At 66.8% G+C, this 21809-nt stretch carries 22 protein-coding genes, 1 tRNA gene and 1 pseudogene; 10 read left to right on the top strand and 14 right to left on the bottom strand.

The window, feature by feature from the left end:
• The first annotated feature begins 5 nt into the window (after positions 1-5).
• The 5 genes and pseudogenes from lspA to METRZ18153_RS0105655 all read left to right on the top strand — a co-directional run bounded on the left by lspA (position 6) and on the right by METRZ18153_RS0105655 (position 2486).
• Positions 6-500, top strand: a complete 495-nt coding sequence (gene lspA / locus METRZ18153_RS0105635) for a signal peptidase II (protein ID WP_020163804.1) — start codon at positions 6-8, stop codon at positions 498-500.
• A complete protein-coding gene (locus tag METRZ18153_RS0105640; protein ID WP_020163805.1) occupies positions 497-931 on the top strand; it encodes an FKBP-type peptidyl-prolyl cis-trans isomerase in 435 nt (144 codons plus the stop codon). Before lspA ends, METRZ18153_RS0105640 begins: the two co-directional genes overlap by 4 nt.
• 10 nt (positions 932-941) lie before the next feature.
• On the top strand, positions 942-1868 hold the full coding sequence (gene ispH, locus METRZ18153_RS0105645) for a 4-hydroxy-3-methylbut-2-enyl diphosphate reductase (protein WP_020163806.1): 927 nt from the start codon (positions 942-944) through the stop codon (positions 1866-1868).
• Between the two features lie 43 nt (positions 1869-1911).
• A pseudogene (locus METRZ18153_RS19970) lies at positions 1912-2332 on the top strand (Fur family transcriptional regulator).
• Between the two features lie 78 nt (positions 2333-2410).
• A tRNA-Thr gene (locus tag METRZ18153_RS0105655) sits at positions 2411-2486 on the top strand.
• 130 nt (positions 2487-2616) lie between these two features.
• On the opposite strand, the gene METRZ18153_RS0105660 is transcribed toward METRZ18153_RS0105655, so the two are convergent.
• The gene (locus METRZ18153_RS0105660) at positions 2617-3204 is read right to left on the bottom strand and encodes a hypothetical protein (RefSeq protein WP_020163807.1); all 588 of its coding nucleotides are present in this window, start codon (positions 3202-3204) and stop codon (positions 2617-2619) included.
• Between the two features lie 256 nt (positions 3205-3460).
• On the opposite strand from METRZ18153_RS0105660, the gene pepN reads away from it, so the two are divergent.
• Positions 3461-6109 carry an aminopeptidase N gene (gene pepN / locus METRZ18153_RS0105665; protein ID WP_020163808.1) on the top strand — a complete coding sequence of 883 codons (2649 nt, stop codon included), beginning with the start codon at positions 3461-3463 and terminating at the stop codon, positions 6107-6109.
• A gap of 39 nt (positions 6110-6148) precedes the next feature.
• On the opposite strand, the gene METRZ18153_RS0105670 is transcribed toward pepN, so the two are convergent.
• From METRZ18153_RS0105670 to pcnB, 11 genes are all read right to left on the bottom strand, one after another.
• Complete coding sequence (locus METRZ18153_RS0105670) at positions 6149-8278, bottom strand: TonB-dependent siderophore receptor (protein WP_232415973.1); 2130 nt, start codon at positions 8276-8278, stop codon at positions 6149-6151.
• A gap of 54 nt (positions 8279-8332) precedes the next feature.
• Positions 8333-9910: a PepSY-associated TM helix domain-containing protein gene (locus METRZ18153_RS0105675; RefSeq protein WP_020163810.1), complete on the bottom strand. Its 1578-nt coding sequence runs from the start codon at positions 9908-9910 to the stop codon at positions 8333-8335.
• Positions 9907-10167 (bottom strand): hypothetical protein, encoded by a 261-nt coding sequence (locus tag METRZ18153_RS0105680; protein ID WP_020163811.1) that lies wholly within the window; start codon positions 10165-10167, stop codon positions 9907-9909. The genes METRZ18153_RS0105675 and METRZ18153_RS0105680 overlap by 4 nt, the downstream gene beginning before the upstream one ends.
• Complete coding sequence (locus METRZ18153_RS0105685) at positions 10167-10433, bottom strand: hypothetical protein (protein ID WP_043363778.1); 267 nt, start codon at positions 10431-10433, stop codon at positions 10167-10169. The genes METRZ18153_RS0105680 and METRZ18153_RS0105685 overlap by 1 nt, the downstream gene beginning before the upstream one ends.
• Positions 10434-10575: 142 nt before the next feature.
• Positions 10576-11454: a LysR family transcriptional regulator gene (locus METRZ18153_RS0105690; protein WP_019919248.1), complete on the bottom strand. Its 879-nt coding sequence runs from the start codon at positions 11452-11454 to the stop codon at positions 10576-10578.
• A 95-nt stretch (positions 11455-11549) separates the two neighbouring features.
• Entirely contained in the window at positions 11550-11933 is a 384-nt protein-coding gene (gene panD / locus METRZ18153_RS0105695) for an aspartate 1-decarboxylase (RefSeq protein WP_019919247.1), read from the bottom strand.
• 105 nt (positions 11934-12038) lie between these two features.
• Positions 12039-12878: a pantoate--beta-alanine ligase gene (gene panC, locus METRZ18153_RS0105700; protein ID WP_020163813.1), complete on the bottom strand. Its 840-nt coding sequence runs from the start codon at positions 12876-12878 to the stop codon at positions 12039-12041.
• 17 nt (positions 12879-12895) lie between these two features.
• Complete coding sequence (gene panB / locus METRZ18153_RS0105705; protein ID WP_020163814.1) at positions 12896-13732, bottom strand: 3-methyl-2-oxobutanoate hydroxymethyltransferase; 837 nt, start codon at positions 13730-13732, stop codon at positions 12896-12898.
• The gene (locus tag METRZ18153_RS0105710) at positions 13729-14367 is read right to left on the bottom strand and encodes a deoxynucleoside kinase (protein WP_019919244.1); all 639 of its coding nucleotides are present in this window, start codon (positions 14365-14367) and stop codon (positions 13729-13731) included. Before METRZ18153_RS0105710 ends, panB begins: the two co-directional genes overlap by 4 nt.
• A gap of 37 nt (positions 14368-14404) precedes the next feature.
• Positions 14405-14755, bottom strand: a complete 351-nt coding sequence (locus METRZ18153_RS0105715) for a DMT family protein (RefSeq protein ID WP_019919243.1) — start codon at positions 14753-14755, stop codon at positions 14405-14407.
• Positions 14755-16092, bottom strand: coding sequence for a polynucleotide adenylyltransferase PcnB (gene pcnB, locus METRZ18153_RS0105720; protein ID WP_029143574.1), 1338 nt, complete (start codon positions 16090-16092; stop codon positions 14755-14757). Before pcnB ends, METRZ18153_RS0105715 begins: the two co-directional genes overlap by 1 nt.
• A gap of 130 nt (positions 16093-16222) precedes the next feature.
• On the opposite strand from pcnB, the gene METRZ18153_RS0105725 reads away from it, so the two are divergent.
• The 3 genes from METRZ18153_RS0105725 to METRZ18153_RS0105735 all read left to right on the top strand — a co-directional run bounded on the left by METRZ18153_RS0105725 (position 16223) and on the right by METRZ18153_RS0105735 (position 19337).
• Positions 16223-16591: a DUF2946 family protein gene (locus METRZ18153_RS0105725; RefSeq protein ID WP_020163816.1), complete on the top strand. Its 369-nt coding sequence runs from the start codon at positions 16223-16225 to the stop codon at positions 16589-16591.
• Positions 16592-16695: 104 nt separating this feature from the next.
• The gene (locus METRZ18153_RS0105730; protein ID WP_020163817.1) at positions 16696-18816 is read left to right on the top strand and encodes a TonB-dependent receptor family protein; all 2121 of its coding nucleotides are present in this window, start codon (positions 16696-16698) and stop codon (positions 18814-18816) included.
• Positions 18817-18818: 2 nt separating this feature from the next.
• The gene (locus tag METRZ18153_RS0105735) at positions 18819-19337 is read left to right on the top strand and encodes a YcnI family copper-binding membrane protein (RefSeq protein ID WP_020163818.1); all 519 of its coding nucleotides are present in this window, start codon (positions 18819-18821) and stop codon (positions 19335-19337) included.
• A 36-nt stretch (positions 19338-19373) separates the two neighbouring features.
• Here the strand turns inward: METRZ18153_RS0105735 and METRZ18153_RS0105740 are convergent, their stop codons facing one another.
• On the bottom strand, positions 19374-19907 hold the full coding sequence (locus METRZ18153_RS0105740; RefSeq protein WP_020163819.1) for a response regulator transcription factor: 534 nt from the start codon (positions 19905-19907) through the stop codon (positions 19374-19376).
• A complete protein-coding gene (locus METRZ18153_RS0105745) occupies positions 19900-21114 on the bottom strand; it encodes a sensor histidine kinase (RefSeq protein WP_020163820.1) in 1215 nt (404 codons plus the stop codon). Before METRZ18153_RS0105745 ends, METRZ18153_RS0105740 begins: the two co-directional genes overlap by 8 nt.
• 202 nt (positions 21115-21316) lie before the next feature.
• Between METRZ18153_RS0105745 and METRZ18153_RS0105750 the strand changes: the two genes are divergently transcribed.
• The gene (locus tag METRZ18153_RS0105750; protein WP_020163821.1) at positions 21317-21805 is read left to right on the top strand and encodes a hypothetical protein; all 489 of its coding nucleotides are present in this window, start codon (positions 21317-21319) and stop codon (positions 21803-21805) included.
• Positions 21806-21809 lie beyond the last annotated feature (4 nt).

The raw sequence follows: 21809 nt of genomic DNA on the forward strand, positions 1-21809 counted from the left end.
AGCCGATGAACGCACGCCTTGCCGGCTGGCTCGCCCTGTCCGCCTTCGTGGTCGGGGTGGACCAGCTCACCAAATACCTGATCACGCAGTGGCTGAGCTATGGCCAGAGCTGGTCGGTCACCTGGTTCTTCGATCTGGTGCTGGTGTACAACCCGGGTGCCGCCTTCAGCTTCCTGGCCGACCACGACGGCTGGCAGCGCTGGTTCTTCATCGTACTGACGTCCACAGTGTCGATCTGGCTGATCATGCTGATGCGCAAGCACGTCGCCGAAGTGGTGTTGCCGCTCGGTCTGGCACTGATACTGGGCGGCGCGATCGGCAATCTGATCGACCGCGTCGTGCTCGGCGCCGTGGTCGACTTCCTGTATTTTCATGCCGGGAGCCGAGGCTTCCCGGCCTTCAACGTGGCTGACTCGGCCATCACAGCGGGCGTGGTGCTGATGCTGGCAGACCAGTTCGGTCTGTCGGACCGCTTCGCCCGCGCGGAGAAACAAGCATGAACGACACCGTCAAACCCGACAGCCTGGTCACGCTGCACTTCCGCGTCGCGCTGCCGGAAGGTGGTCAGGCGCTGATCAGCACCTTCGAATCGACGCCGGCCACGCTGCAGCTGGGAGGCGGCGAGCTGGCACCGGCGCTCGAAGCGCGTCTTGCCGGGCTGGAAGTGGGCAGCCACCATGTGTTCGAGCTGGCACCGGGCGAGGTGTTCGGCGAGCACAAGGCCGATCTGGTCGAGCGCTTTGCGCGCCGCGACATTCCGGCCGACATCGAACTGGACGTGCATTCGGTGATCGAATTCACCGATAACGACGGCAACAAGTTTCCCGGGCTGGTGCGCGAACTGGACGAGCAGTCCGCGCTGATCGACTTCAACCACCCGTTGGCGGGCCGCGCCGTGCGTTTCGAGGTGGAGGTGATCGGTGTCTCCTGAGGGCGAGAACATGGACGTGCTGCTGGCCAATCCGCGTGGCTTCTGCGCCGGCGTGGAGCGCGCGATCGCCATCGTCGAGCGCGCGCTGGAGCAGTACGGGGCGCCGATCTATGTGCGCCACGAAGTCGTGCATAACAAGTTCGTCGTCGACAGCCTGCGCGCCAAGGGCGCCATCTTCATCGACGATCTGACGCTGGTACCGGAGGGCGCCACGCTCATCTTCAGCGCGCACGGTGTACCGCAGGCCGTACGTCACGATGCGTCGTCGCGTGGCCTGCGCGTGTTCGATGCGACCTGTCCGCTGGTGACCAAGGTGCACGTCGAAGTGGCCAAGATGCGCGACGCCGGCCGCGAGATCGTCATGATCGGCCACAAGGGGCACCCGGAAGTCGAGGGCACCATGGGACAGTCGGAAGGCGGCATGTATCTGGTCGAAACCGTGGCCGACGTGCAGTCACTTCAAGTGACCGACCCGGACAAGCTGGCCTACGTGACGCAGACCACGCTGTCGGTCGATGACGCGCAGATCATCGTCGACGCGCTGCGCGCCCGCTTTCCGACCATCGTCGGTCCGAAGCGTGACGACATCTGCTACGCGACGCAGAACCGTCAGGATGCGGTCAAGTTCATGGCGCCACGCAGCGATCTGGTGCTGGTGGTGGGTTCGCCCAACAGTTCCAATTCCAACCGCCTGCGCGAAGTGGCAGAGCAGTTCGGCGTACCGGCGCACCTGATCGACAACGCCAACCAGATCGATCCCGCGTGGCTGGCAGGACGCAAGCGCATCGGCGTCACCGCCGGGGCGTCGGCACCCGAAGTGCTGGTGGATGCGGTGATCGCCCGGTTGCGCGAACTGGGTGCGGCATCGGTCAGGACGCTGGATGGCACGCCGGAGAACGTGAATTTTCCGCTGCCGAAGGAACTGGCTCAGCCGTGATCGGGCTTTGCGTGACGGCACTCCGTTTCATATACTCGAAACCATGAAATCTCCGCTCAACCGCGAACAGACCATTGATCTGCTGCGCGCTCACGACATCAACCTGACGCAGCCGCGCATCGACATCGCCTGCGTGCTGTTCTCGCGCATGGAGCACCTGTCGGCCGACCAGATTCTGGCCATGGTCAACGAACGAGACTTCGCCGTCTGCGTCGAAGGCGACTGTCTACAACACGCTCAAGGTGTTGCGTGAGGCCGGGCTGATCCGCGAGGTGATCGTCGATCCGACCAAGGTGTTCTTCGATCCGAACACCGAACCGCATCATCACCTGTACGACGTCGTGACCGGCTGCCTGACCGATATTCCGAACAGCACCTTGCGCATCGAGGGCATGCCGCAATTGCCGCCGGGCATGGTGGCCGACGGTGTAGACATCGTCGTGCGCGTGCGTCCGGGCGTCTGAGTGCGGCGAAATTACCGCTTTCTGCGCTACCTGAATTGATTTTGAGCCCTTCAGCGGCTATCATGCGCGCTCTTTATTGCCGCTGTAGCTCAGTCGGTAGAGCAGCGCATTCGTAATGCGAAGGTCACCAGTTCGATTCCGGTCAGCGGCACCAGTGAAATGAAACAGAAAAGCCAGTTCTTGCGAACTGGCTTTTTTGTTTTGTGCGGCCGGGTTCCATGAAAAAACAAGGGGTTGCAGCCTCGCGGCGGCAACCCCTTCGATTTGATCAGCGCGGTGTGCGCTCAGCCGTTCACCTGCAGGCTGTCGCCAGCGACGTCCTCACTCAGCGCCAGTGGGACACTGAGACTGCGCAGCGCGGCGGTGACGTGGTGCATCGGTGCGATTTCGTGACGGAACAGGTAGGCGAGCACCTTGCCGTTGCTCCAGGTGTCGGGCAGCGCGATGCGCACGGTGTGCGCTGCGCTGGCGTCCAGTGCCGTATGCACGAGCCAGGCGCCGATCTGTTCGCGCAGCAGGAAACGGGTCTTCAGCGGGCTGGTGGCGAGCGACATGCCCGGTGCTTCGGACAGGCGGATGGCCAGGGCGCGTGCCAGCGGGATCCAGTCGGATTCGACCTGCTGGCCGTGGCAGGCGGCGAGAGCGGCGTGTTCCCGCTTCAGGAACTCACACAGCAGCGCTGCCAGTTCGCCAGCCGTCCAGTTGCGCAGGCCCGGAGCAGCCGGGGCTGCATCGTGCGCGGACGTGCTGTCATGATGCGCGGCATTCGCCGAGAAGCGCGGCCAGCTCGCCCGCGTACGGGCCGGGGACAGTTCTTCGCCAGCGCCTGGTTGGCGCGCGACGACGACCCCTTCGTTCAGACTTGCACCCATGGCATACCTTTTGAGTTGTTGATTCGATGGTAATGCTGCGATGTGTCATTCTTTGGAACTTAGGTCACCCGGACTAAGGGTTTACCCGGATGCTACTTTTCCTCCTATCACGGCTTCCTCGACCTCCGTCACACCACCCGCGCTTGGCACGATGCGCCGGAAACGGCCGTGTGGCTTGATGCAGACCGAGGGAATCCCGCAACCCGGAACTTGTCCGAACCTGCACCTCTGGTGTTATCGACACGGAAGTTAACAAATGAAGAACTCTTTTTCGCGCGCCATCCACCTTCGTGATTACGTCGCTCCCGCCTGGTGGGTGGACGAGGTCGAGCTCGACGTAACCCTCGTCGACGACGGTACGGCCCTGGTTGCTGCCGTCATGATGTTGCGCCGCAACGAATCGGTGCCACGCGCACCGCTGCAGCTCGACGGGGAGGCGCTTGAACTGCTGCAGCTCAGCGTCGATGGACGCGCGCTGCCCGCGCCGGCCTCCTTCGTGCGCGAAGGCAGACTTGAACTGGCCGATCTTCCCGACCGTTGCCGTGTCGCGACGCAGGTGCGCATCAAACCGGACGAGAACACCACGCTGTCCGGCTTCTACCGCTCGAAGGACGGCTACTTCACGCAGTGCGAGGCAGAAGGCTTCCGTCGCATCACCTGGTTCCCGGACCGTCCGGACGTCATGTCACGCTACACCGTGACGCTACACGCCGACAGGGCGCGCTTCCCGGACTTGCTGGCCAACGGCAACCTGGTCGCGAGCGGCGACGAGGAGGGTGGTCGCCACTGGGCGCGCTGGGTCGATCCCTTCCCCAAGCCCTGCTACCTGTTCGCCATGGTCGCGGCGAAGCTCGACCGCCTCGACGACAGCTATACGACGGCATCCGGCCGCAAGGTCGATCTCGCGATCTATGTCGAGCCGGGCAAGCTGGACCAGTGCGATTTCGCGATGCATGCACTGAAGAAGTCGATGCGCTGGGACGAACAGCGTTTTGGCCTGGAGCTCGACCTCGACCGCTACATGATCGTCGCCGTCGGTGACTTCAATATGGGGGCGATGGAGAACAAGGGCCTCAACATCTTCAATACCAAGTACGTGCTCGCGCGGCCGGACATCGCCACCGACGTCGATTACATGAACATCGACCGCGTGGTTGCGCACGAGTATTTCCATAACTGGACAGGCAACCGCGTCACCTGCCGCGACTGGTTCCAGCTGTCATTGAAGGAAGGCCTGACCGTTTTCCGTGACCAGGAATACGGGTCGGATGAATACTCGCGCCCGGTACAGCGCATCCAGGAAGTGCGCGGGCTTCGCGCGGCGCAGTTCCCGGAGGACGCCGGGCCGATGGCGCACCCGATACGGCCCGCCAGCTACGAGGAAATCAACAACTTCTATACCGCCACCGTCTATGAGAAGGGGGCCGAGGTGGTGCGGATGATCCACACGCTGCTCGGCGAGGATGGTTTCCGTCGCGGCATGGATCTGTATTTCGAGCGGCACGACGGACAGGCAGTCACCTGCGATGACTTCGTGTCGGCGATGCAGGACGCATCAGGCGTCGACCTGACCCAGTTCCGCCGCTGGTACGAACAGGCCGGTACGCCGCGGCTGAAGGCCGAAGCCGCCTTCGATGCCACCAGCGGACGATGGACGCTGACGCTGACCCAGTCGAACCCGGAAACCGCCTACGAGAAACGTCTGGCTGAGGAGGGGCTGAAGTTTGCCCGCGGTCCGCTGCACATTCCGGTGGCGCTGGGCCTGCTGAGTGCGGATGGACGCGAAATCCTGCCGACCACGGTGCTGTCGCTGACCGAGGCGACGCAGACCTTCGAGTTCGATCTGTCTTCGCACGCGCTCGCGTCGGCGCCGCTGCCGTCGCTGCTGCGCAATTTCTCGGCACCGGTGGCGCTCGATTTCGATTACGGCGATGTCGGGCTGGCGACCTTGATGGCGCACGACAGTGACGAATTCAACCGCTGGGAGGCCGGACAGCGGCTGGCAACGCGATTGATGCTGGCCGGTGTGGCGCAGGTGCAAGCCCGCAGTGAGCCCACGGTGCCCGATCTGTTCGTCGATGCCTTCGCTGCGGTGCTGGCACAGGCGGACGCCGATCCGGCCTTTGCTGCCGAGGCGCTCACGCTGCCATCCGAAGCCTGGCTGGGCGACCAGATGGCGGTGATCGACCCGGACGCCATCCACCGCGTGCGCACGTTTTTCAGGCGCACGCTGGCCGAGCGGCTGCGGCCGCAGTTCGAGGCGTTGCTGGCGCGTCATGTCGTGTCGGGCGCCTACGCACCGGAACCGGCGGCGATGGGCCGGCGCGCACTGCGCAACCTCGCGCTCGGCTACCTGATGACGCTGGACGACAGTGCGCTGCAGCTGCGCGCGCTGGCGCAGTTCCGCGACGCCGACAACATGACCGACCAGTTCGCCGCGTTCTCGCTGCTGGCGCACAGCGAAACGCCGCTGCGCGAAGTGGCGCTGAACGAGTTCTATGCACGCTGGAAGGACGAGGCGCTGGTGGTGGACAAGTGGCTGGCGGTGCAGGCGACCTCGCCGCTGCCGGACGCCCGCGCCCGCGTGCGCGAGCTGATGGCGCACGAGGCCTTCGACCTGAAGAACCCGAACAAGGTGTATGCGCTGGTGCGCACCTTCTGCGCCGCCAATCCGCTGCACTTCCACGCCGCCGACGGCTCCGGCTACGCCTACGCCGCCGGCGTCATCCGCGAACTGGACCCGGTGAATCCGCAGGTCGCGTCGCGGGTGGCCCGGGCTTTCGACCGCTGGCGTCGCTTCGATGACGGCCGTCAGGCCCACGCACGCAAGGCGCTGGAGAGCATCCGCGACCTGCAGGGGCTGTCGGCCGACGTGGCCGAGGTGGTGGGTCGGGCGCTGGCCTGACACCGTGCTGCGGCCCGGCAGGGCCGCAGCCGCCGCGGATCAGAAGCGATAGGTGGCCGAAGCGCGCACCGTGCGCAGCGTGCCGAGGAAGCAGTCACCGCGTGACAGGCAGGTTGTGTAGTACTCGCGGTCGGCGATGTTGTCGACGTTGAGCGCATAGCGCCACTGGCCTGTCCGGTAGGCGAGCAATGCGTCCATCAGCGTGATCGAAGGCGTACGCAGGCTGTCGGTGCCGTCCCAGCTGGCGCCGATGTAGCGTACGCCGCCGCCCACCTCGAACTGACCGGGCAGGTCGAAGGCGGTGAAGCGCTTCACCGCCCAGGCGCTCGCCATGTGTTCCGGAATGCTGGCGAGACGCTTGCCGAGATCCGCCGCGTTGCTCTGGGTGATCTCGCTGTCGGTGTAGGTGTAGGTCGCGATCAGATCGACGCCGCCCGCCAGGCTGGCCTGCGCTTCCGCCTCGACGCCACGTATCGTCGCCTCGCCGACCTGGATGCGGTTCAGCGCGTTGTTCGGGTCGGCGGTCAGGCGGTTCTTCTCCTTCAGCTCGTAGGCGGCCAGCGTCAGGAACAGGCGGCTGCCCGGCGGCTGGTACTTCACGCCGACTTCCCACTGTTCGCCTTCGAGCGGCTTGTAGGCCTCGTTGTAGAAGTTGAAGCCGGCGCTCGGGTTGAACGATTCCGAATAGCTCACGTAGGGCGCCCAGCCGTTGTCGAACAGGTGCAGCAGGCCGGCACGCCAGGTGGTGGCGTGCGTGTCAATGCGCGCCGACGCCGCGTCGAGATCGTTGTTCTGGCGCGCCCAGTCGCGGCGTGCGCCTATGGTGGCGATCCAGCGGCGGTCTATCTTCAGCTGCTCCTGCAGGTAGAAGCCGCTCTGGTAGAGCTGGGTGTCCGGCTGCCGCGCCAGCGCAGGCACCGTGTAGTTGCCGTAGACCGGCGCATAGACGTCGATCGCCGGCGCGTTGCCGCGACCCATTACCGAGCTGGTGAGTACGCGCTGGAAGTCGAAGCCGAACAGCACCGTATGCTCGAACGGTCCGTGCGAGAAGTTCGCCTGCAGTTGCGTGTCGGCGGTGAGCGCCTCGACCTCGGGCTTGGACACGTAGATCGTGCGGTTCAGCGTACGGCCGTCCGGGTTCAGTACGGGGGCCGGGCCGAAGCGGCTGTAGACCGACTGGTAGGTGACCTGGCTGTCGGAATGGCGCACGTTCTGACGCAATGTCAGCGCGTCGTTGAAGCGGTGCTCGAAGCGGTAGCCGAAGGCCTGCTGCTCGCCGATGTAGCGGTCGAATCCCGGTTCGCTGATATTGGTGCGGAACGGAATGCGGCCGTTCGGCGCCGGCAGCACGGTGCCCTGGTGCGGGAAGAAGAACTGCGTCGTGTTCGTGTGATCGCGCTGCAGATTGGCCCACACCGTCAGTTCGGTGTCGGTGCTCGGGCGCCAGGTCAGCGAGGGCATGAACACCATGCGGTCGTCCTGTGTGTGGTCGACCTGGGTCTCCGCATCCTGGCCGACCGCCACCAGCCGGTACAGCCACTTGCCTTCGCTGTCGAGCGGGCCGGTCGAATCGACGGCCAGACGCTTCAGGCCGTTGTTGCCGACGACCGCCTGCACTTCGTGCTGGGCCTCCGCCAGCGGGCGCTTCGACACCAGGTTTACGGTGCCGCCGAAACTGCCCTGGCCGTACATGATGGAGGAGGGGCCGCGCAGCACCTCGACCCGCTCCAGCGTGTAGACGTCCGGACGGATGTTGTTGTAGCTGCCGAACAGCATGCGCAGGCCGTCCTGGTACTGAGTGAAGCTGGCGCCGCGCAGTTGCGCCCAGTCGCCGCGATTGTCCAGTCCATAGGGTTCAGCACGAGCGCCGGCGGTGTAGCGCAGCGCGTCCTGCACCGACACCACCGACTGCGCTTCCAGCCGGTCGCGCGTGATGACCGAGATCGACTGAGCGGTTTCGACCAGCGGCGTGTCGGTCTTGGTGGCCGAGGCGCTGCGCTTTGCGACGTAGCCGCGGACCGGGCCGTCGGCCTTTTCGGTGGCGCGCGCGTCCTCGACCTTGACGGCCGGCAGGGTGGGTACGTCGGCGGCGTGGGCGCCGTGCGTCCAGGCCAGCAGCGCGAGACTGACCGGCCCCAGGCGCATCGCTGCGCGGGGAACTCGTTTCATGGCTTCTCCGGAATCTTGAATCGAATGGCCGGCGACAGCGCGCCGGCGCGGTTTTCAAATGGCCTGGCGCATTGGCTGGGTTCCATCGGTGGGGGCGGCCCAGACGCTGTTCGGATCACCGTCCAGGGCACGTTTTCGTGTCAGCGCGGCGAGCCAGACATAGCCGGCCGCCATCAGCAGCGCGCACAGGTCGATGCCGAGCAGCACCCAGTCGCCGAGCAGGGCGCTGCGCAGCAGATGGTCACCGGTCAGCGCGCCGTGACTGAGCGGAATCGCGGCCGTCAATGCCGCGGTCAAGAGCAGCAGTTCGAACGCTGCGCGCGAGGGCGGGCGAGCGAAGGACCACGCCAGCGCGGCGAAGAACACGCCGAAGCAGGCACTCTTCTCGATCAGTTCGCGGTCGGCCCCCGGCATTGCGGCCGCGATCTGGGTGGCGACGAAGGCTGCGGACACCGCAGCGCAGCAGCCGACGCAGACGCCTATCGTTGCCTGCGCCATGCGCACCAGATGCGTCGGTTGCGCGACCTGCTGGCGCTTGCGCCTTGCCTCTATCCACAGCAGATTGCCGCTGAAGAACAGGAAGGCGCCGGCCAGACCGAGCAGGCCGTACAGACCTTGCACGATGGCGCCGCCATAGCTGCCGAAGTGCAGCGCGTAGAGGGCGGCGTAGGCAGCATGATTGGCATCGTTGCGGCCTCCGGTCTGCACGTTCAGTACGCGGGCGGTAGCGGCTTCGAGCGCCACGCCGCCGGATACTGCCAGCGCACGCGGGCTGGTGCCCCTCACCTCGACCTGAGCGGCGCGGTCGCCGTACTGGTAGTAGCGCAGCCACTTCGGCTCGAACTCCGGGGCGGCTGCGCGCGCGGCCGTGACCAGCGCTGCAGGCGACTGCATCGGCGACGCCTCGCCCGATGCATCTGCACCGGTGGACACCCGCGTCGCACGCCGGATCTCGAGCGGCAGTTCGCCGCCGAACACCGGCACGTTCATCAGCGCGATCAGCACTGCCGACAGGCACAGCAGCGCACCGCTGATCGCGAACACGATATGGAAAGGCAGGCTGCAGACACCGATCGCGTTGTGCGCGTCCTGCCAGAAGCGCTTCAGGTTGCGGCCCGGACGCAGTGCGAACAGGTCGCGCAACAGCAGTGGCAGGTGGATGAGCACGCCCGACACCAGTGCCACGCCGTACATCATCGATACGATGCCCATCACGTAGATGCCGGCGACCGGCAGCCCGAGCGAGAAATGCAGGCTGTTGATCAGATCCGCCAGGCCCGAATGCGGCACTTCGTCTTCCAGTCCGGCGGCGACGCGCAGCGGCGCGTGCGTCCATTCGCCGTCCTCCTTCCAGTAGGCGACCGGCGACGGCGCGCTGGGCGACGGCAGTTGTACGAAGAAGTCGGCGGCCGCCTGCGGATGCTTGCGCACCATGCCGTCGATCAGGGCGGGCAATTCGTCCGTCGTGACCGCCTGCGCGGTATGGCGGTGCTCCGGACTCTGCCAGTGGTGCAGGTCCTCATGGAACACCGTGATGGCGCCGCAGTAGAAGGCGACGAACAGCGCGAAGCCGGCGATCAGGCCGGTCCACGTGTGCAGGGCGGAGAAATGGCGGAGGGTGGATGACTTCACAGCGCGCCTCCAAGTCGTACGATGGTCAGCAGACCTGCGGCCGCGATGTTCAGGGACAGCATGCGCAGCCAGGCACTGCGGGTGTCGGCGAACAGCACGGCGGCGCAGGCGATGGCGGTCCACAGCGGGAAGAACAGTTGCAGCGACGGCACCAGTACGTCCTGCCAACGCCCGGGCCAACCCCAGGCGATCAGCCCGGTCAGTGCGGCGGCGAGCGGAATGCCGAGCAGCGCGCCGGCGGCAAAACGACCCCACATCACGATGGCTCCCGTGCGGACTGTCCGGGCAGCAGCGCCCAGGGCAGCGTGGCGAGCATCAGCATCCAGGCGACCAGTCCGGCACAGGGGCCGGCGACCGGGCCGAGCGCCTCGGCCCATGCCCACAGCGACAGTGCACCGGGCACGATGCAGGCGGCAAGTCGCCAGGACAGAGGAGGGCGGCGGTGCAGCAGCACCTGCCGCGGGCTGCAGATGTAACAGGCGACGGCACACAGCGCGCACGTCAACATGGCGAGAATAATCATGATTGCGGACCAGCCACTCGATTGCTTGGCCCGGAATTAGACACCATGTAACTGCGTATGTGAACAGGAATGATTCGTATTAATAGCCTTGGCTGAAGAAGGGTGTTCGGCGCGCAGGCGTTCTCCGCGCGCGCTTACTCGTTCAGTCGGTCGCGATCATCGCCTCGAAGGCCAGCGCGGCCGGGCTGAGCGGGCGGCGCGGCAGGCGCAGGCGGTAGAGTTGGCGCGTCAGTTGCACACCGGGCAGCGTCAGTGTGGCGACCTTGCCGAGCGCGATCTGGTCGGCCGAGCTGACGCGCGGCACCATCGACACGCCGCCGCCGGCAGCGACGGTCTGGATGACCGCCTCGGTACTGCCGGCTTCTATCGTGCGAGCCGGCACGATGCCCAGCTTGTCCAGCCAGCGGTTCATCACTTCGCGGGTGCCGGAGCCGTGCTCGCGCACCACCCAGGTGACGGCGCTCAGGTCGGCGGCGCTGACCGTGCCGGCCTTGGCCAGCGCGCTGTCGGGCGGCGCGACGATGAGCAGGGTTTCGTCGCGCCAAGGGCGGGATTCGATCCGCTCGTCCTCGACCGGGCCCTCGACCAGCGCGATGTCGACTTCGCAGGCGAGCAGCCGGTCAGCCACCGTCTGCGTGTTGGCGCTGGTCAGGCTCAGCGTGATGCCCGGATGCGCCTGGGCGAAATCGGCGACGTAGCCGGGCAGCCAGTAACCGGCCACCGTCATGCTGGCGCCGATGCGCAGTCGACCGCGCTCCAGGTTGGAATAGGCCTGCAGCGCTTCGAGCGCGGCGCGCTCCATCGCGAAGATGCCGCCTGCGTACTCGAACAGCACCTGCCCCGCCTCGGTCAGCGACACGATGCGCGCGCCGCGCTCGATCAGCACCACGTCGAGCTGGTCTTCCAGTTCGCGCAGCGCCTTCGATACGGCGGGCTGGCTGATGCCAAGGTGCTCGGCGGCGCGCGAGAAGCTCGCGTGTTCGCCGACGGTATGGAAGATGCGGAGCAGGTGCAGGTTCATCGCGGTGTTCGGGTGCGGGGAGGCCGCATTGTTTCACATCGGGCCAAATGAAAAGGCCCGCGCGGGGCGGGCCTTGACGACGGGCAGGGCGGGGATCAGCCGGCCATCTGGACCGGAATGTGACCACGCTGGTTCACGATGTTGTTCTTGCCATCGACGTACACCAGCTTGGGCTCGTAGCGGGCCAGTTCCAGCTCGGTGTATTGGGCGTAGCAGGCGATGATGAGCAGGTCGCCAGCGGCAGCCTTGCGCGCGGCGGCGCCATTGACCGAAATGATGCCGGATCCGCGCTCGGCGCTGATCGCGTAGGTCGAGAATCGCTCGCCGTTGGTCACGTTGTAGATGTCGATCGCCTGATACTCGCGGATGTCCGCGGCGTCGAGCAGATTCTGGTCGATCGCACAGGAGCCCTCGTAGTGCAGCTCGGAATGCGTCGTCGTGACCCGGTGAAGCTTGGACTGAAGCATGGTGCGTTGCATATGGGCGCTCCTTCGATATCGCGCTGTTCAGACAACACGCGCACGCAAAGGCGTGCGCGACAGTGCGCTACTGGAACGCCACCGGCTTGAGCGCATCGTGGCGACCTACACTTCCAGATTGTCGATCAGGCGCGTCGTCCCGAGCAGGGCGGCGGCCACGATCACCAGACTGGATTCGTGAGCGGCCGGCGATTGTAAGTCGGCTTGTCGTCGCACCGCAATATATTGTGGAGACCAGCCACGGGCCTGGAGAAATGCCATGGCGTCGGCCTCGATCCGCGTGTAGTCACGGTTTCCGGCGCGCAATGCGTCGCGTGCGGCCACCAGAGCCTGATACAGCTGCACTGCCTGCGATCTTTCGGTCGCCGACAGGTAGCCGTTGCGCGAAGACAGCGCCAGACCGTCGTCGGCCCGCAGTGTTTCACCACCGACGATGGCGATTGGCAGTGCCATCTGCTGCACCAGCTGGCGGATCACCATCAGCTGCTGATAGTCCTTCTTGCCGAACAGGGCCACCTGCGGCTGCACGATGTTAAACAGCTTGGCCACCACGGTCGCCACGCCGGTGAAGAAACCGGGCCGGAAAGCGCCTTCGAGGATGTCGGCCAGCACCGGGTCCGGCACTACGCGCATCGTCTGTGGCTGCGGGTAGAGCTCGCTCTCCGACGGTGCGAACACGTGCGCCACCCCCGCCTCCTGCATGCGCGCGCAGTCGGCTTCCATCGTGCGCGGGTAGCGGTCGAAGTCCTCGTTCGGGCCGAACTGAAGCCGGTTTACGAACACGCTGGCCACCACCACGTCGGCGTGGTCGCGGCCCTGACGCATCAGCGAGGCGTGGCCCTCGTGCAGATTGCCCATGGTGGGCACGAAGGCGATACGCGTGCCACGTGCGCGTTCTGCATCGAGCGCGGCGCGCAGGCCGGCGATGGTCGGGTGAATCTGCATCGGGGAGGCTCGCTGGATCAGTAGCAGTGTTCGGGGCCGGGGAAGCTGCGGTCCTTTACCGCGGCGACGTAACGGCTCAGTGCGTCATGTACGTCGTCGGCACCCGGCATGAAGTTGCGCACGAAGCGCGGGCGGCGGCCCGGGAACAGGCCGAGCACGTCGTGCAGCACCAGTACCTGGCCGCTGCAGTCGACGCCGGCACCGATGCCTATCGTGATCAGCTGCGTGCTCGTGGTCACTTCGGCGGCAAGGCGGGCCGGCACCATTTCGAGCACCATCATCGTCGCGCCCGCCTGTTCCAGTTCCTTTGCGTCCTGCAGCAGCCGGGCGGCGGCGGTGTCGGTCACACCCTGGGCGCGGTAGCCACCGAGCTGATGCACCGACTGCGGCGTCAGGCCGAGGTGGGCGCATACCGGCACGCCACGCTCGACCAGGAAACGCACGGTGTCGGCCATGTGGGCGCCGCCTTCGAGCTTCACCATCTGCGCGCCGGCGGTCATCAGCTGCACCGACGAGCGCATCGCCTGTTCGCGCGTCTCCTGATAGCTGCCGAAGGGCAGGTCGGTGATCAGGAAAGCACGGCCACCGACGTTGGCGAGGCCACGGGCGACGCAGCCGGTGTGATAGGCCATGTCGTTCAGCGTGACCGGCAGCGTCGTGTCGTGACCCTGCAGCACGTTGCCGAGCGAGTCGCCGACCAGCAGCACTTCGGCGCCGGCGGCATCGCACACGGCGGCGAAGGTCGAGTCGTAGCAGGTGAGCATGGCGATCGGCTCGGCGTTCGCACGCATGCGCAGCAGGGTGTTCAGCGTGACCGGGCGGCGCGCCGGGTCGGTGTCGCGCATATAGGTCATGAGGCGTATCCGAAAAATTCGCGGAAGGAGCGCATCTGGCCGAGCCGCTCGACCAGCAGCGCGAAGTCGTCGTCGCTGTCGACCGGGTTCAGTTCCTCGGCGTTGACGATGAACAGCGGACTGGCGTCGTACTGATAGAAGAAGCGCGCGTAGCGCTCGACCACGCGGGCCAGATAGCTTTCGCTGATGCGCCGTTCCGCGTCGAGGCCACGCCTGCGCACGCGCTCGGCCAGCGTGTCGGCGTCGGCCTGCAGGTAGATGACCAGGTCGGGCGCCGGCGCCTGCAGCTTCAGCGAGGCGTAGATCTGCCGGTACAGCGCGTATTCGTCGTCGGTCAGGTTCATCGACGCGAACAGCGGGTCCTTGTCGATCAGGAAGTCGGCTACCAGACGGCCGGAGAACAGGTCGTCCTGCATCACCTCGCGCAGCTGTTCCATGCGCTGGAACAGGAAGAACAGCTGGGTCTGCAGCGCGTAGCGCTCCATGTTCTGGTAGAAGCGGCCGAGGAAGGGATTCTCTTCCGGCTTCTCGAACAGCGTCGGCGCCTGCAGGTGGTCCGCCAGCCGCCGGGCCAGCGAGGTCTTGCCCACACCTATGGGCCCTTCGACGACGATGTAGCGTGCCTTGTCCAGCATCGATGGGGAATTCCGGTCGGGGAAGCGGATCGGGAGATCAGCGGAAGATGAAATACACCGCGCCCAGCATACACAGCGCGGCCCACAGATAGTCAAGCTTGAGCGGTTCGTTCATGTAGAACACGGCGAAGGGCACGAACACGCTCAGCGTGATCACCTCCTGCATGATCTTGAGCTGGCCGAGTGACAGCTGCGTGTGGCCGATGCGGTTGGCCGGCACCTGCAGCAGGTACTCGAACAGTGCAATGCCCCAGGAGAACAGCGCGGCGTACCACCACGGGCGGTGGTTCAGGTCGCGCAGGTGGGCATACCAAGCGAAGGTCATGAACACGTTCGACGCGACGAGCAGGCCGGCCGCCTGCGTCCACGCCGGCAACTGCGGCAGCATCACTCGGCCGCGGCCGCGCCGGCCGTCGGTTTGCGCCGCGGGCGGCGGCGCTTCTTCGGCGCTTCTTCCGGGCGCAGCATCGATTCGCGCGTCGGGCCGTCGGCGGCGGCGAAGTCGGTCCACCAGTCGGCCAGTTCCTGTTCGACCTCTCCGCTGCCCGCCCGCAGCAGCAGGAAGTCGTAGGCGGCGCGGAAGCGCGGCAGTTCGAGCAGGCGGTAGGGGCGCTTGCCGGCCCGCTGTTCGAAGCGTGGCTGCAGCAGCCAGATGTCCTTGATGTCGGTGGCGATGCGCCGCGTGATGGCGAGCTTCTCCGCCTGCTGGTCGAGCACTGCGCTCATCGCCTCGAACATCGCCGGGATCGACGGTTCGCCCGCCTGCTTGCGCTTCTCCCAGTCGGCCAGCACTTCGTGCCAGAGCAGCGTCGCGAACAGGAAGCCCGGCGAAATCGATTTGCCTTCGCGGACGCGCTCGTCGGTGCGCTCCAGCGACAGCATGACGAAGCGCTCGCCCATCGGCTGTTCGAGGATGACGTCGAGCAGCGGCAGCAGGCCGTGGTGCAGGCCGTCCTCGCGCAGCTGGCGCACGCAGCGCACCGCGTGGCCGCTGGTCAGCAGCTTCAGCATTTCGTCGAACAGGCGGGCCGGCGGCACGTTTTCGAGCAGGCTGGCCATCGACCGTATCGGCTCGCGCGCGTCGGGGTCGATCACCAGACCGAGCTTGGCCGCCAGGCGCACCGCACGCAGCATGCGCACCGGGTCTTCGCGGTAGCGGCGCGGCGCGTCGCCGATCATGCGCAGCGTCTTCTGCTTCAGATCGGCCACGCCGTGGTGGAAGTCGACGACGGTTTCGGTCGCCGGGTCGTAGTACAGCGCGTTGACCGTGAAGTCGCGGCGCGCGGCATCCTCTTCCATCGTGCCGAACACGTTGTCGTGCAGGATGCGGCCATGTTCGTCGGTCACCGCGTCGGAGTCGCCGCGGAAGGTGGTCACCTCGATCGTGTCGCGGCCGAACATGACATGCACGATCTTGAAGCGGCGGCCGATCATGCGTGCGCGGCGGAACACCGCGGTCACCTGTTCCGGCGTGGCGCTGGTGGCGACGTCGAAGTCTTTCGGTTCGATGCCGGCGATCAGGTCGCGTACCGCGCCGCCGACCACATAGGCCTGGTAGCCCTCGGCCTGCAGCGAATCGCACACCTTGCGCGCCGCCGGCAGCAGCTGTTCGCGCGCGATGCCGTGCTGTGCGCGCGGAATATGGACAGGGCCGCTGCTCGCGGCCTGCGTGCGGGCGTTGTCTTCGGGGCGACGGAATATCCGGCGCAGCAACTTTCGGATCATCAGTAAGGGGACTTTCTGGCGTGACTCGGACCAGGGCGCGGCAGCGCCGGACGCGACATGTTAACGCATGCAGCGTGCGCCGGCCGCCTGTGTTGCACGGCAGGGCGCTCGCGGGCTACCATCCGCGCCCATGTCGCCCGCCCGCCCCCGTTTCCGCCTCGCCCTGATGCTCGCGCTGTTCGCTGTGTGCGCGCAGGCGCTGCTGCCCACGCTGATGCGCTGGCAGCAGTCGGCCGATCCGACCGGCATGGCGCAGATCTGTACCGCTTTCGGCATCGGATCGGCATCGGCCGCGGAACAGGGTGACGACGAAGGCGGCAAGGTCGGTCATTGCCCCTGGTGCGTCGCGCAATCGCTGCCGGTGCTGCCGACGCAAGCGGCGCATGCAGTGTTCGCGCTGCATGCCGAGCGGCAGGCGCCGCCGCCGGCGCTCTCTGCTGCCGTCACCGCCGCCACGCTGCTGGCGCCTTCCCCACGCGCTCCGCCTGCGCTCGCCTGATTCCCTCGCCTTCGTCCGCGTGACGGCCTGACCGCCGTCGCGCGTTCCGTGTCGCCGTCCTGCGCCCGCGCGCGGCGCGACGCACTCCATTCGAAAGTACCGTCATGTTTCCGTCGTCCCATGCGACCGCGCCTGCGCGCGCGCGTCTCAAACGCATTCCGCTCGCCCTCGCCCTCGCCGCGCTGGCGGCCGCACCGGCTGTCTTCGCCGACAGCGCGCTGCAGTTGCCCGCCGTGCGCGTCGAGGCACGACGCATCGACACCCCTACGCTGCCCGGCATCGACGAAGCGCGCGCCACGCTGGCGCTGACACCGGGCGGCGCCGCCGTGATCGACGCCGCCAGCTTCCGCGACGCCCGTGTATCCACATTGCAGGACGCGCTCGGCTACAGCGCCGGCGTATTCGTGCAGCCGCGCTTCGGCTCCGAGGAATCGCGGCTGTCGATCCGCGGTTCCGGACTGCAGCGCACCTTCCACCTGCGCGGCATCAAGCTGATGCAGGACGGCGTGCCGATCAATCTGGCCGACGGCGGTGGCGATTTCCAGGTGCTGGAGCCGCTGGCCACGCGCTACATCGAAGTGTGGCGCGGCGCCAATGCACTGCAGTACGGATCGAGCACGCTGGGCGGGGCGATCAACTACGTGTCGCCGACCGGCCACGATGCGCCGGCACTGACCCTGCGCGCCGAGACCGGCGCCTTCGGCTACCTGCGCAGCCAGCTGGCTGGTGGCTTCGCGGCCGGGCGCGTCGACGGCTATTTCAGCGCGACGAGCTTCGCCCAGGACGGCTTCCGCGATCACGCCAGGCAGGACACGCAGCGCCTGGTCGGCAATATCGGCGTGCTGCTCGCGCCGTCGCTGGAGACGCGCTTCTTCGTGCAGGCCGCGCAGAGCGACTCGGAACTGCCGGGCAACCTGACGCGCCAGCAACTGCGTGACAATCCGCGCCAGGCGGCCGCCGGCAATGTCACCGGCAACCAGAAGCGCGACATCGATCTGTGGCGCGTGTCCAATCGCACCGTCTGGCAGGCGGCCGACGGTCTGCGTTTCGAGCTGTCGGCCTACTACGCCGACAAGGACCTGTTCCACCCGATCTTCCAGGTGCTCGACCAGCGCAGCAAGGACTTCGGTGCCGAACTGCGCATGGTGTCCGACGGTACGCTGGCCGGCCGGCCGAACCGCCTGGTCGCCGGCGTGGCGAGTTCGCGCGGCGACACCGACGACGACCGCTGGACAAACATCGGCGGCACGCGCGGCGCCCGCACCAACAAGCTCGACACGTCGGCACGCAATGTCGAGGCCTATGTCGAGGATCAGTTCACCTTCGTTCCAGGCTGGACCGCGGTAGTCGGGACGCAGTACACCAATGCGCGGCGACGCAGCCGCGACCTGTGCTTCACCGGCGGCCCGCTGGTCTGTGGCGGTGCCGACGAGAGCTTCAGCCGCTCCTACGAAGGCTGGAGTCCGAAGTTCGGCATCCGTCACGATCTGTCGCCGGCGGTGCAGCTGTTCGGCAACGTGTCGCGCAGTTTCGAGCCGCCGTCCTTCGGCGAACTGACCGGCGGCGCCGCGGTGATCGAATCCTTGCGCGCGCAGCGTGCGACCACGTGGGAAGTGGGCGGCCGCGGCAGCTTCGGCTGGGGCGCGGTCGATCTGGCGCTCTACCGCGCCAAGGTGACCGACGAGCTGCTGGCCTACTCGCTGAACCTCGGTGGCACGCCGGTCAACACCACACTGAATGTGCCGCGCACGCTGCATCGTGGTATCGAGTTCGCCGCCAACGGCCAGTTCGGCGGCGGCTTCGAGTGGCGTCAGGCATTGCTCTACAACGACTTCCGCTTCGACGGCGACGCGCTGTTCGGCGACAACCGCCTGCCCGGCGTGCCGCGCACGCTGTTCCGCGGCGAACTGGGCTACCGCTTCTCGGCAGCGCCGGGCGGTCCGCTGAAGATCGCGGCCAGCGCCGAATGGTCGCCGCAGCGCTATGCGGTCGATATGGCGAATACCGAGTTCGCCGACGACTACGCCATCTTCGGCCTGCGCCTGCAGCAGCAGGTCGGCCGCCAGCTGTCGTGGTTCATCGAAGGACGCAACCTTGGTGACCGCCGCTACGCCGCCACCACGAATGTGGTGCGCGATTTCAGCGCGCTGGCCGCCGCCGCGCGCAACGTCTACCTGCCGGGGGACGGCCGTGCCGTCTATGCCGGCATCGAATGGAGGATGTAAGCATGAAGATCAGGATCTGCGCACTGGCGCTGCTGGCCGCACCCATCGTCGCCAGCGCACACGTCGTGCTCGAACAGCAGGTCGCGACGGCCGGCAGCTACTACAAGGGCGTGTTCCGCGTCGGCCACGGCTGCGAAGGTTCGGCCACCGTCGCGCTGACGGTGACGCTGCCCGAGCCGATGGCCAGCGTGAAACCGATGGTGAAACCGGGCTGGACGGTCAGCACGCGCAGCGAGAAGCTTGCGCAGCCGCTGATGAATCACGGCAAGCCGGTCACCGAGGCCGTGGTCGAAGTGAGCTGGCGCGGCGGCCCGCTGGCCGACGCACACTACGACGAGTTCGCGCTGATGATGAAGCTGCCCGACGCGGCGGGACGGCGCTGGTTCAAGGTGATGCAGGTGTGCGAACAGGGCGTGAACGACTGGTCGCAGATTCCCGCCGAGGGGCAGACCACGCGCGATCTGAAGATGCCGGCTGCGGCGCTCGACATCCAGCCCGCCGCCGGTCACGTCCATCACTGATGTGCAGGCGGAAGGGCCGACGCGCGGCCCTTCGCGTCAGGCCTTGACCGGGCGCTTCAGCAGCTTGCGCTGCAGCGTCCGGCGATGCATTTTCAATGCGCGTGCGGTGGCGGAAATGTTGCCGTCGTGTTCCTTCAGCACGCGCTGGATGTGCTCCCACTCCAGGCGTCCGACCGACAGCGGCTCGGCATCGAGCATGTCATCGGCAGGTGCGCTGACCACGCAGTCGAAGGCCGACAGGATGGCGTCGACCTCGACCGGCTTGGCCAGATACTGGAAGGCGCCCAGCTTGATCGCATCGACCGCGGTGGCGATGCTCGCGTAACCGGTGAGCACGACGATGCGCAGTTCGGGGAGTGCATCGAGCAGCGGCCGGACGAGGGACAGGCCGGACGTGCCGTTCAGGTTCAGGTCGAGCACGACGCGGGCGGGTTTCTGCCGCGCGGCCACGGAAAGCGCAGTGGCGGGGTCGGTGCACCCGTGGGCGTCCAGCCCGCGCCGGCGCAGTGCATTCACCAGCACGGCGTTGAAGGTTTCGTCATCGTCGATGACCAGTATCGATTCAGACATGTAGGCCTATGCGTGCGAGAGGCAGCCGGATCGTCGCCCGCGCGCCACCGGTCCAGGGGTTGTCCAGTTCGAGCTTGCCGCCCATCCGCTCCAGGCTGGCAGTGGTCAACAGCAAGCCGATGCCGCTGCCCTGGGCAGCGTCACCGAAGGGCTGGCGTCCGGCCTTGCGCAGCACGTCGTCGGAGAAGCCTGGACCGCTGTCGCGCACCTCGATGCGCACTTCTTCGGCATTCCAGTCGAGTGCCAGGTCGACCGGCGCGCCGGCGCGCAACGCGTTGTCGAGCACACTCACCACGCTTTGACCCAGTGTCGGCTCGACCACGATGAGCGGCGGCTCGCCGCTGCCGAGCAGCGTGAAGGTGGTGTCGCATCCACCGCGCAGGCTGCGCCATGCGGCGTGCAGACCTTCCAGCCAGGCGTCGCAGCGCATCGACTCGGCGCCTTCGCTGCGCTGGTCGCCAGCCTGCTCGGTCAGGCGCGTGATGATGCGCTTGCAGTAGGCGATCTGTTCGCGCATCAGTTTCAGGTCGGCCGCTGCGGTCGTCTCCGCCGGTGTGTCGCGTTCCATCTCGCCGACCAGTACGGCCAGCGTGGCCAGCGGCGAACCGAGCTCGTGTGCGGCGCCCGCCGCCAGCGCGCCGAGTGCCAGCACGCGTTCGTCGCGATAGGTCTGTTCGCGTGCGCGCGCCAGTTCCGCGTCACGTCGACGCAGTGCATCGGTCGTGCGCATCACGAACCAGGCCAGCATGGCGGCCGACACGACGAAGGTGAGCCACATGCCGGACAGGTGCAGCGCAGTCGCCCGCCGGGCGTCGCCCAGCTCGAGCGGGATGAACTGCACCATCAGTAGCGAGTAGAGCAGGATGGCCAGTGCGGCGATCGCCAGCACCGCGCCACGCGACAGCAGCAGCGCCGACAGCACCACCGGAAGCAGCAGCATGAACACCAGCGGATTGGTGGCGCCGCCGCTGAAATAGAGCAGCGAGGCGAAGGCGAGCAGGTCGATGCACAACTGCAGCAGACAGCCGGTTGCGTCCGGTGCACCGGCGCTTCGGTGCAACTGCCAGTGCATGAGGCCGTTCCACAGGCCCACCGCGGCGAGAATGGCCAGCATCGGCATCTGCGGCAGCGGCAGATCGAGCAGTCCGGGGGCGATGGCCAACAGTAACAGCAGCGCGCCCAGTGCCCACCAGCGTGCCCTGATCAAGCTCGGAAGCAGCCGGTCGAGTGATCGAGCAGGTGTTTTCGCGAGCAGCGGTGCGGATGGCAAGGCAGTGCTGTGCTGGTTGGGCATGCGTTCAGTCTAGGGATTCGATGCGGGCGCTTCAATCGATGCACGTGCCCGCGTTGACGGCGTCTGGTGCACACTCACCGCTTTCGACACGCCACGCTCCTGGATCGCGCACCGCATGAAGCCCGCCCTGATTCGACAGTCGTTGCCGCATGTGCTGATCGTGGCGCTGTTGATCGGCATCGTGATCGTCGGCAGCCGGCGCGATTTCGTGGATGCCGCCGCGCCGCGCGTGCTCGCGTCGCCGCCCTGCCGGCTGGATAGCGGCCCCTGCCGCGTGGCGCTCGACCGCGGAGGCTGGCTGGAGCTGACGGTGACGCCGCGTCCGGTCCCGGCCGGTACGCCCTTCGTCGCGTCGCTGGCGCTGAGTGATGTGGATGTCCGCCAGGCCGAGCTCGAGTTCGAGGGCGCGGACATGAATATGGGACTGTTCAGGCAGGTGCTGGCGCCACGACCGAGCGGCGGCTTCGAGGCGAGCGTCACCCTGCCCATCTGCGCCACCGGCGCGATGCGCTGGCGCACCCGCCTGGTGGTGCGTACAGCGGGCGAGACGCTGATCGCGCCCTTCGACCTCACCACCGGCGAGCCGTCGCGCGCCGGTGGTTGACGGG

Origin of the sequence: Methyloversatilis discipulorum, from assembly GCF_000385375.1 — a bacterium.
GTDB lineage: Bacteria > Pseudomonadota > Gammaproteobacteria > Burkholderiales > Rhodocyclaceae > Methyloversatilis > Methyloversatilis discipulorum_A.

What these genes read in the sequence shown, in the direction of transcription:
- lspA (WP_020163804.1), top strand. Translation starts at nt 6, where the DNA reads ATGAACGCACGCCTTGCCGGCTGGCTCGCCCTGTCCGCCTTCGTGGTC.
- panB (WP_020163814.1), bottom strand. Translation starts at nt 13,732, where the DNA reads ATGACCTATATGCGCGACACCGACCCGGCGCGCCGCCCGGTCACGCTG.
- METRZ18153_RS0105680 (WP_020163811.1), bottom strand. Translation starts at nt 10,167, where the DNA reads ATGTGGGGTCGTTTTGCCGCCGGCGCGCTGCTCGGCATTCCGCTCGCC.
- METRZ18153_RS0105690 (WP_019919248.1), bottom strand. Translation starts at nt 11,454, where the DNA reads ATGAACCTGCACCTGCTCCGCATCTTCCATACCGTCGGCGAACACGCG.
- METRZ18153_RS0105740 (WP_020163819.1), bottom strand. Translation starts at nt 19,907, where the DNA reads ATGTCTGAATCGATACTGGTCATCGACGATGACGAAACCTTCAACGCC.
- METRZ18153_RS0105730 (WP_020163817.1), top strand. Translation starts at nt 16,696, where the DNA reads ATGTTTCCGTCGTCCCATGCGACCGCGCCTGCGCGCGCGCGTCTCAAA.
- METRZ18153_RS0105710 (WP_019919244.1), bottom strand. Translation starts at nt 14,367, where the DNA reads ATGCTGGACAAGGCACGCTACATCGTCGTCGAAGGGCCCATAGGTGTG.
- METRZ18153_RS0105715 (WP_019919243.1), bottom strand. Translation starts at nt 14,755, where the DNA reads ATGCTGCCGCAGTTGCCGGCGTGGACGCAGGCGGCCGGCCTGCTCGTC.
- pcnB (WP_029143574.1), bottom strand. Translation starts at nt 16,092, where the DNA reads ATGATCCGAAAGTTGCTGCGCCGGATATTCCGTCGCCCCGAAGACAAC.
- METRZ18153_RS0105640 (WP_020163805.1), top strand. Translation starts at nt 497, where the DNA reads ATGAACGACACCGTCAAACCCGACAGCCTGGTCACGCTGCACTTCCGC.
- panD (WP_019919247.1), bottom strand. Translation starts at nt 11,933, where the DNA reads ATGCAACGCACCATGCTTCAGTCCAAGCTTCACCGGGTCACGACGACG.
- METRZ18153_RS0105670 (WP_232415973.1), bottom strand. Translation starts at nt 8,278, where the DNA reads ATGAAACGAGTTCCCCGCGCAGCGATGCGCCTGGGGCCGGTCAGTCTC.
- pepN (WP_020163808.1), top strand. Translation starts at nt 3,461, where the DNA reads ATGAAGAACTCTTTTTCGCGCGCCATCCACCTTCGTGATTACGTCGCT.
- panC (WP_020163813.1), bottom strand. Translation starts at nt 12,878, where the DNA reads ATGCAGATTCACCCGACCATCGCCGGCCTGCGCGCCGCGCTCGATGCA.
- ispH (WP_020163806.1), top strand. Translation starts at nt 942, where the DNA reads ATGGACGTGCTGCTGGCCAATCCGCGTGGCTTCTGCGCCGGCGTGGAG.
- METRZ18153_RS0105725 (WP_020163816.1), top strand. Translation starts at nt 16,223, where the DNA reads ATGTCGCCCGCCCGCCCCCGTTTCCGCCTCGCCCTGATGCTCGCGCTG.
- METRZ18153_RS0105750 (WP_020163821.1), top strand. Translation starts at nt 21,317, where the DNA reads ATGAAGCCCGCCCTGATTCGACAGTCGTTGCCGCATGTGCTGATCGTG.
- METRZ18153_RS0105660 (WP_020163807.1), bottom strand. Translation starts at nt 3,204, where the DNA reads ATGGGTGCAAGTCTGAACGAAGGGGTCGTCGTCGCGCGCCAACCAGGC.
- METRZ18153_RS0105685 (WP_043363778.1), bottom strand. Translation starts at nt 10,433, where the DNA reads ATGATTATTCTCGCCATGTTGACGTGCGCGCTGTGTGCCGTCGCCTGT.
- METRZ18153_RS0105735 (WP_020163818.1), top strand. Translation starts at nt 18,819, where the DNA reads ATGAAGATCAGGATCTGCGCACTGGCGCTGCTGGCCGCACCCATCGTC.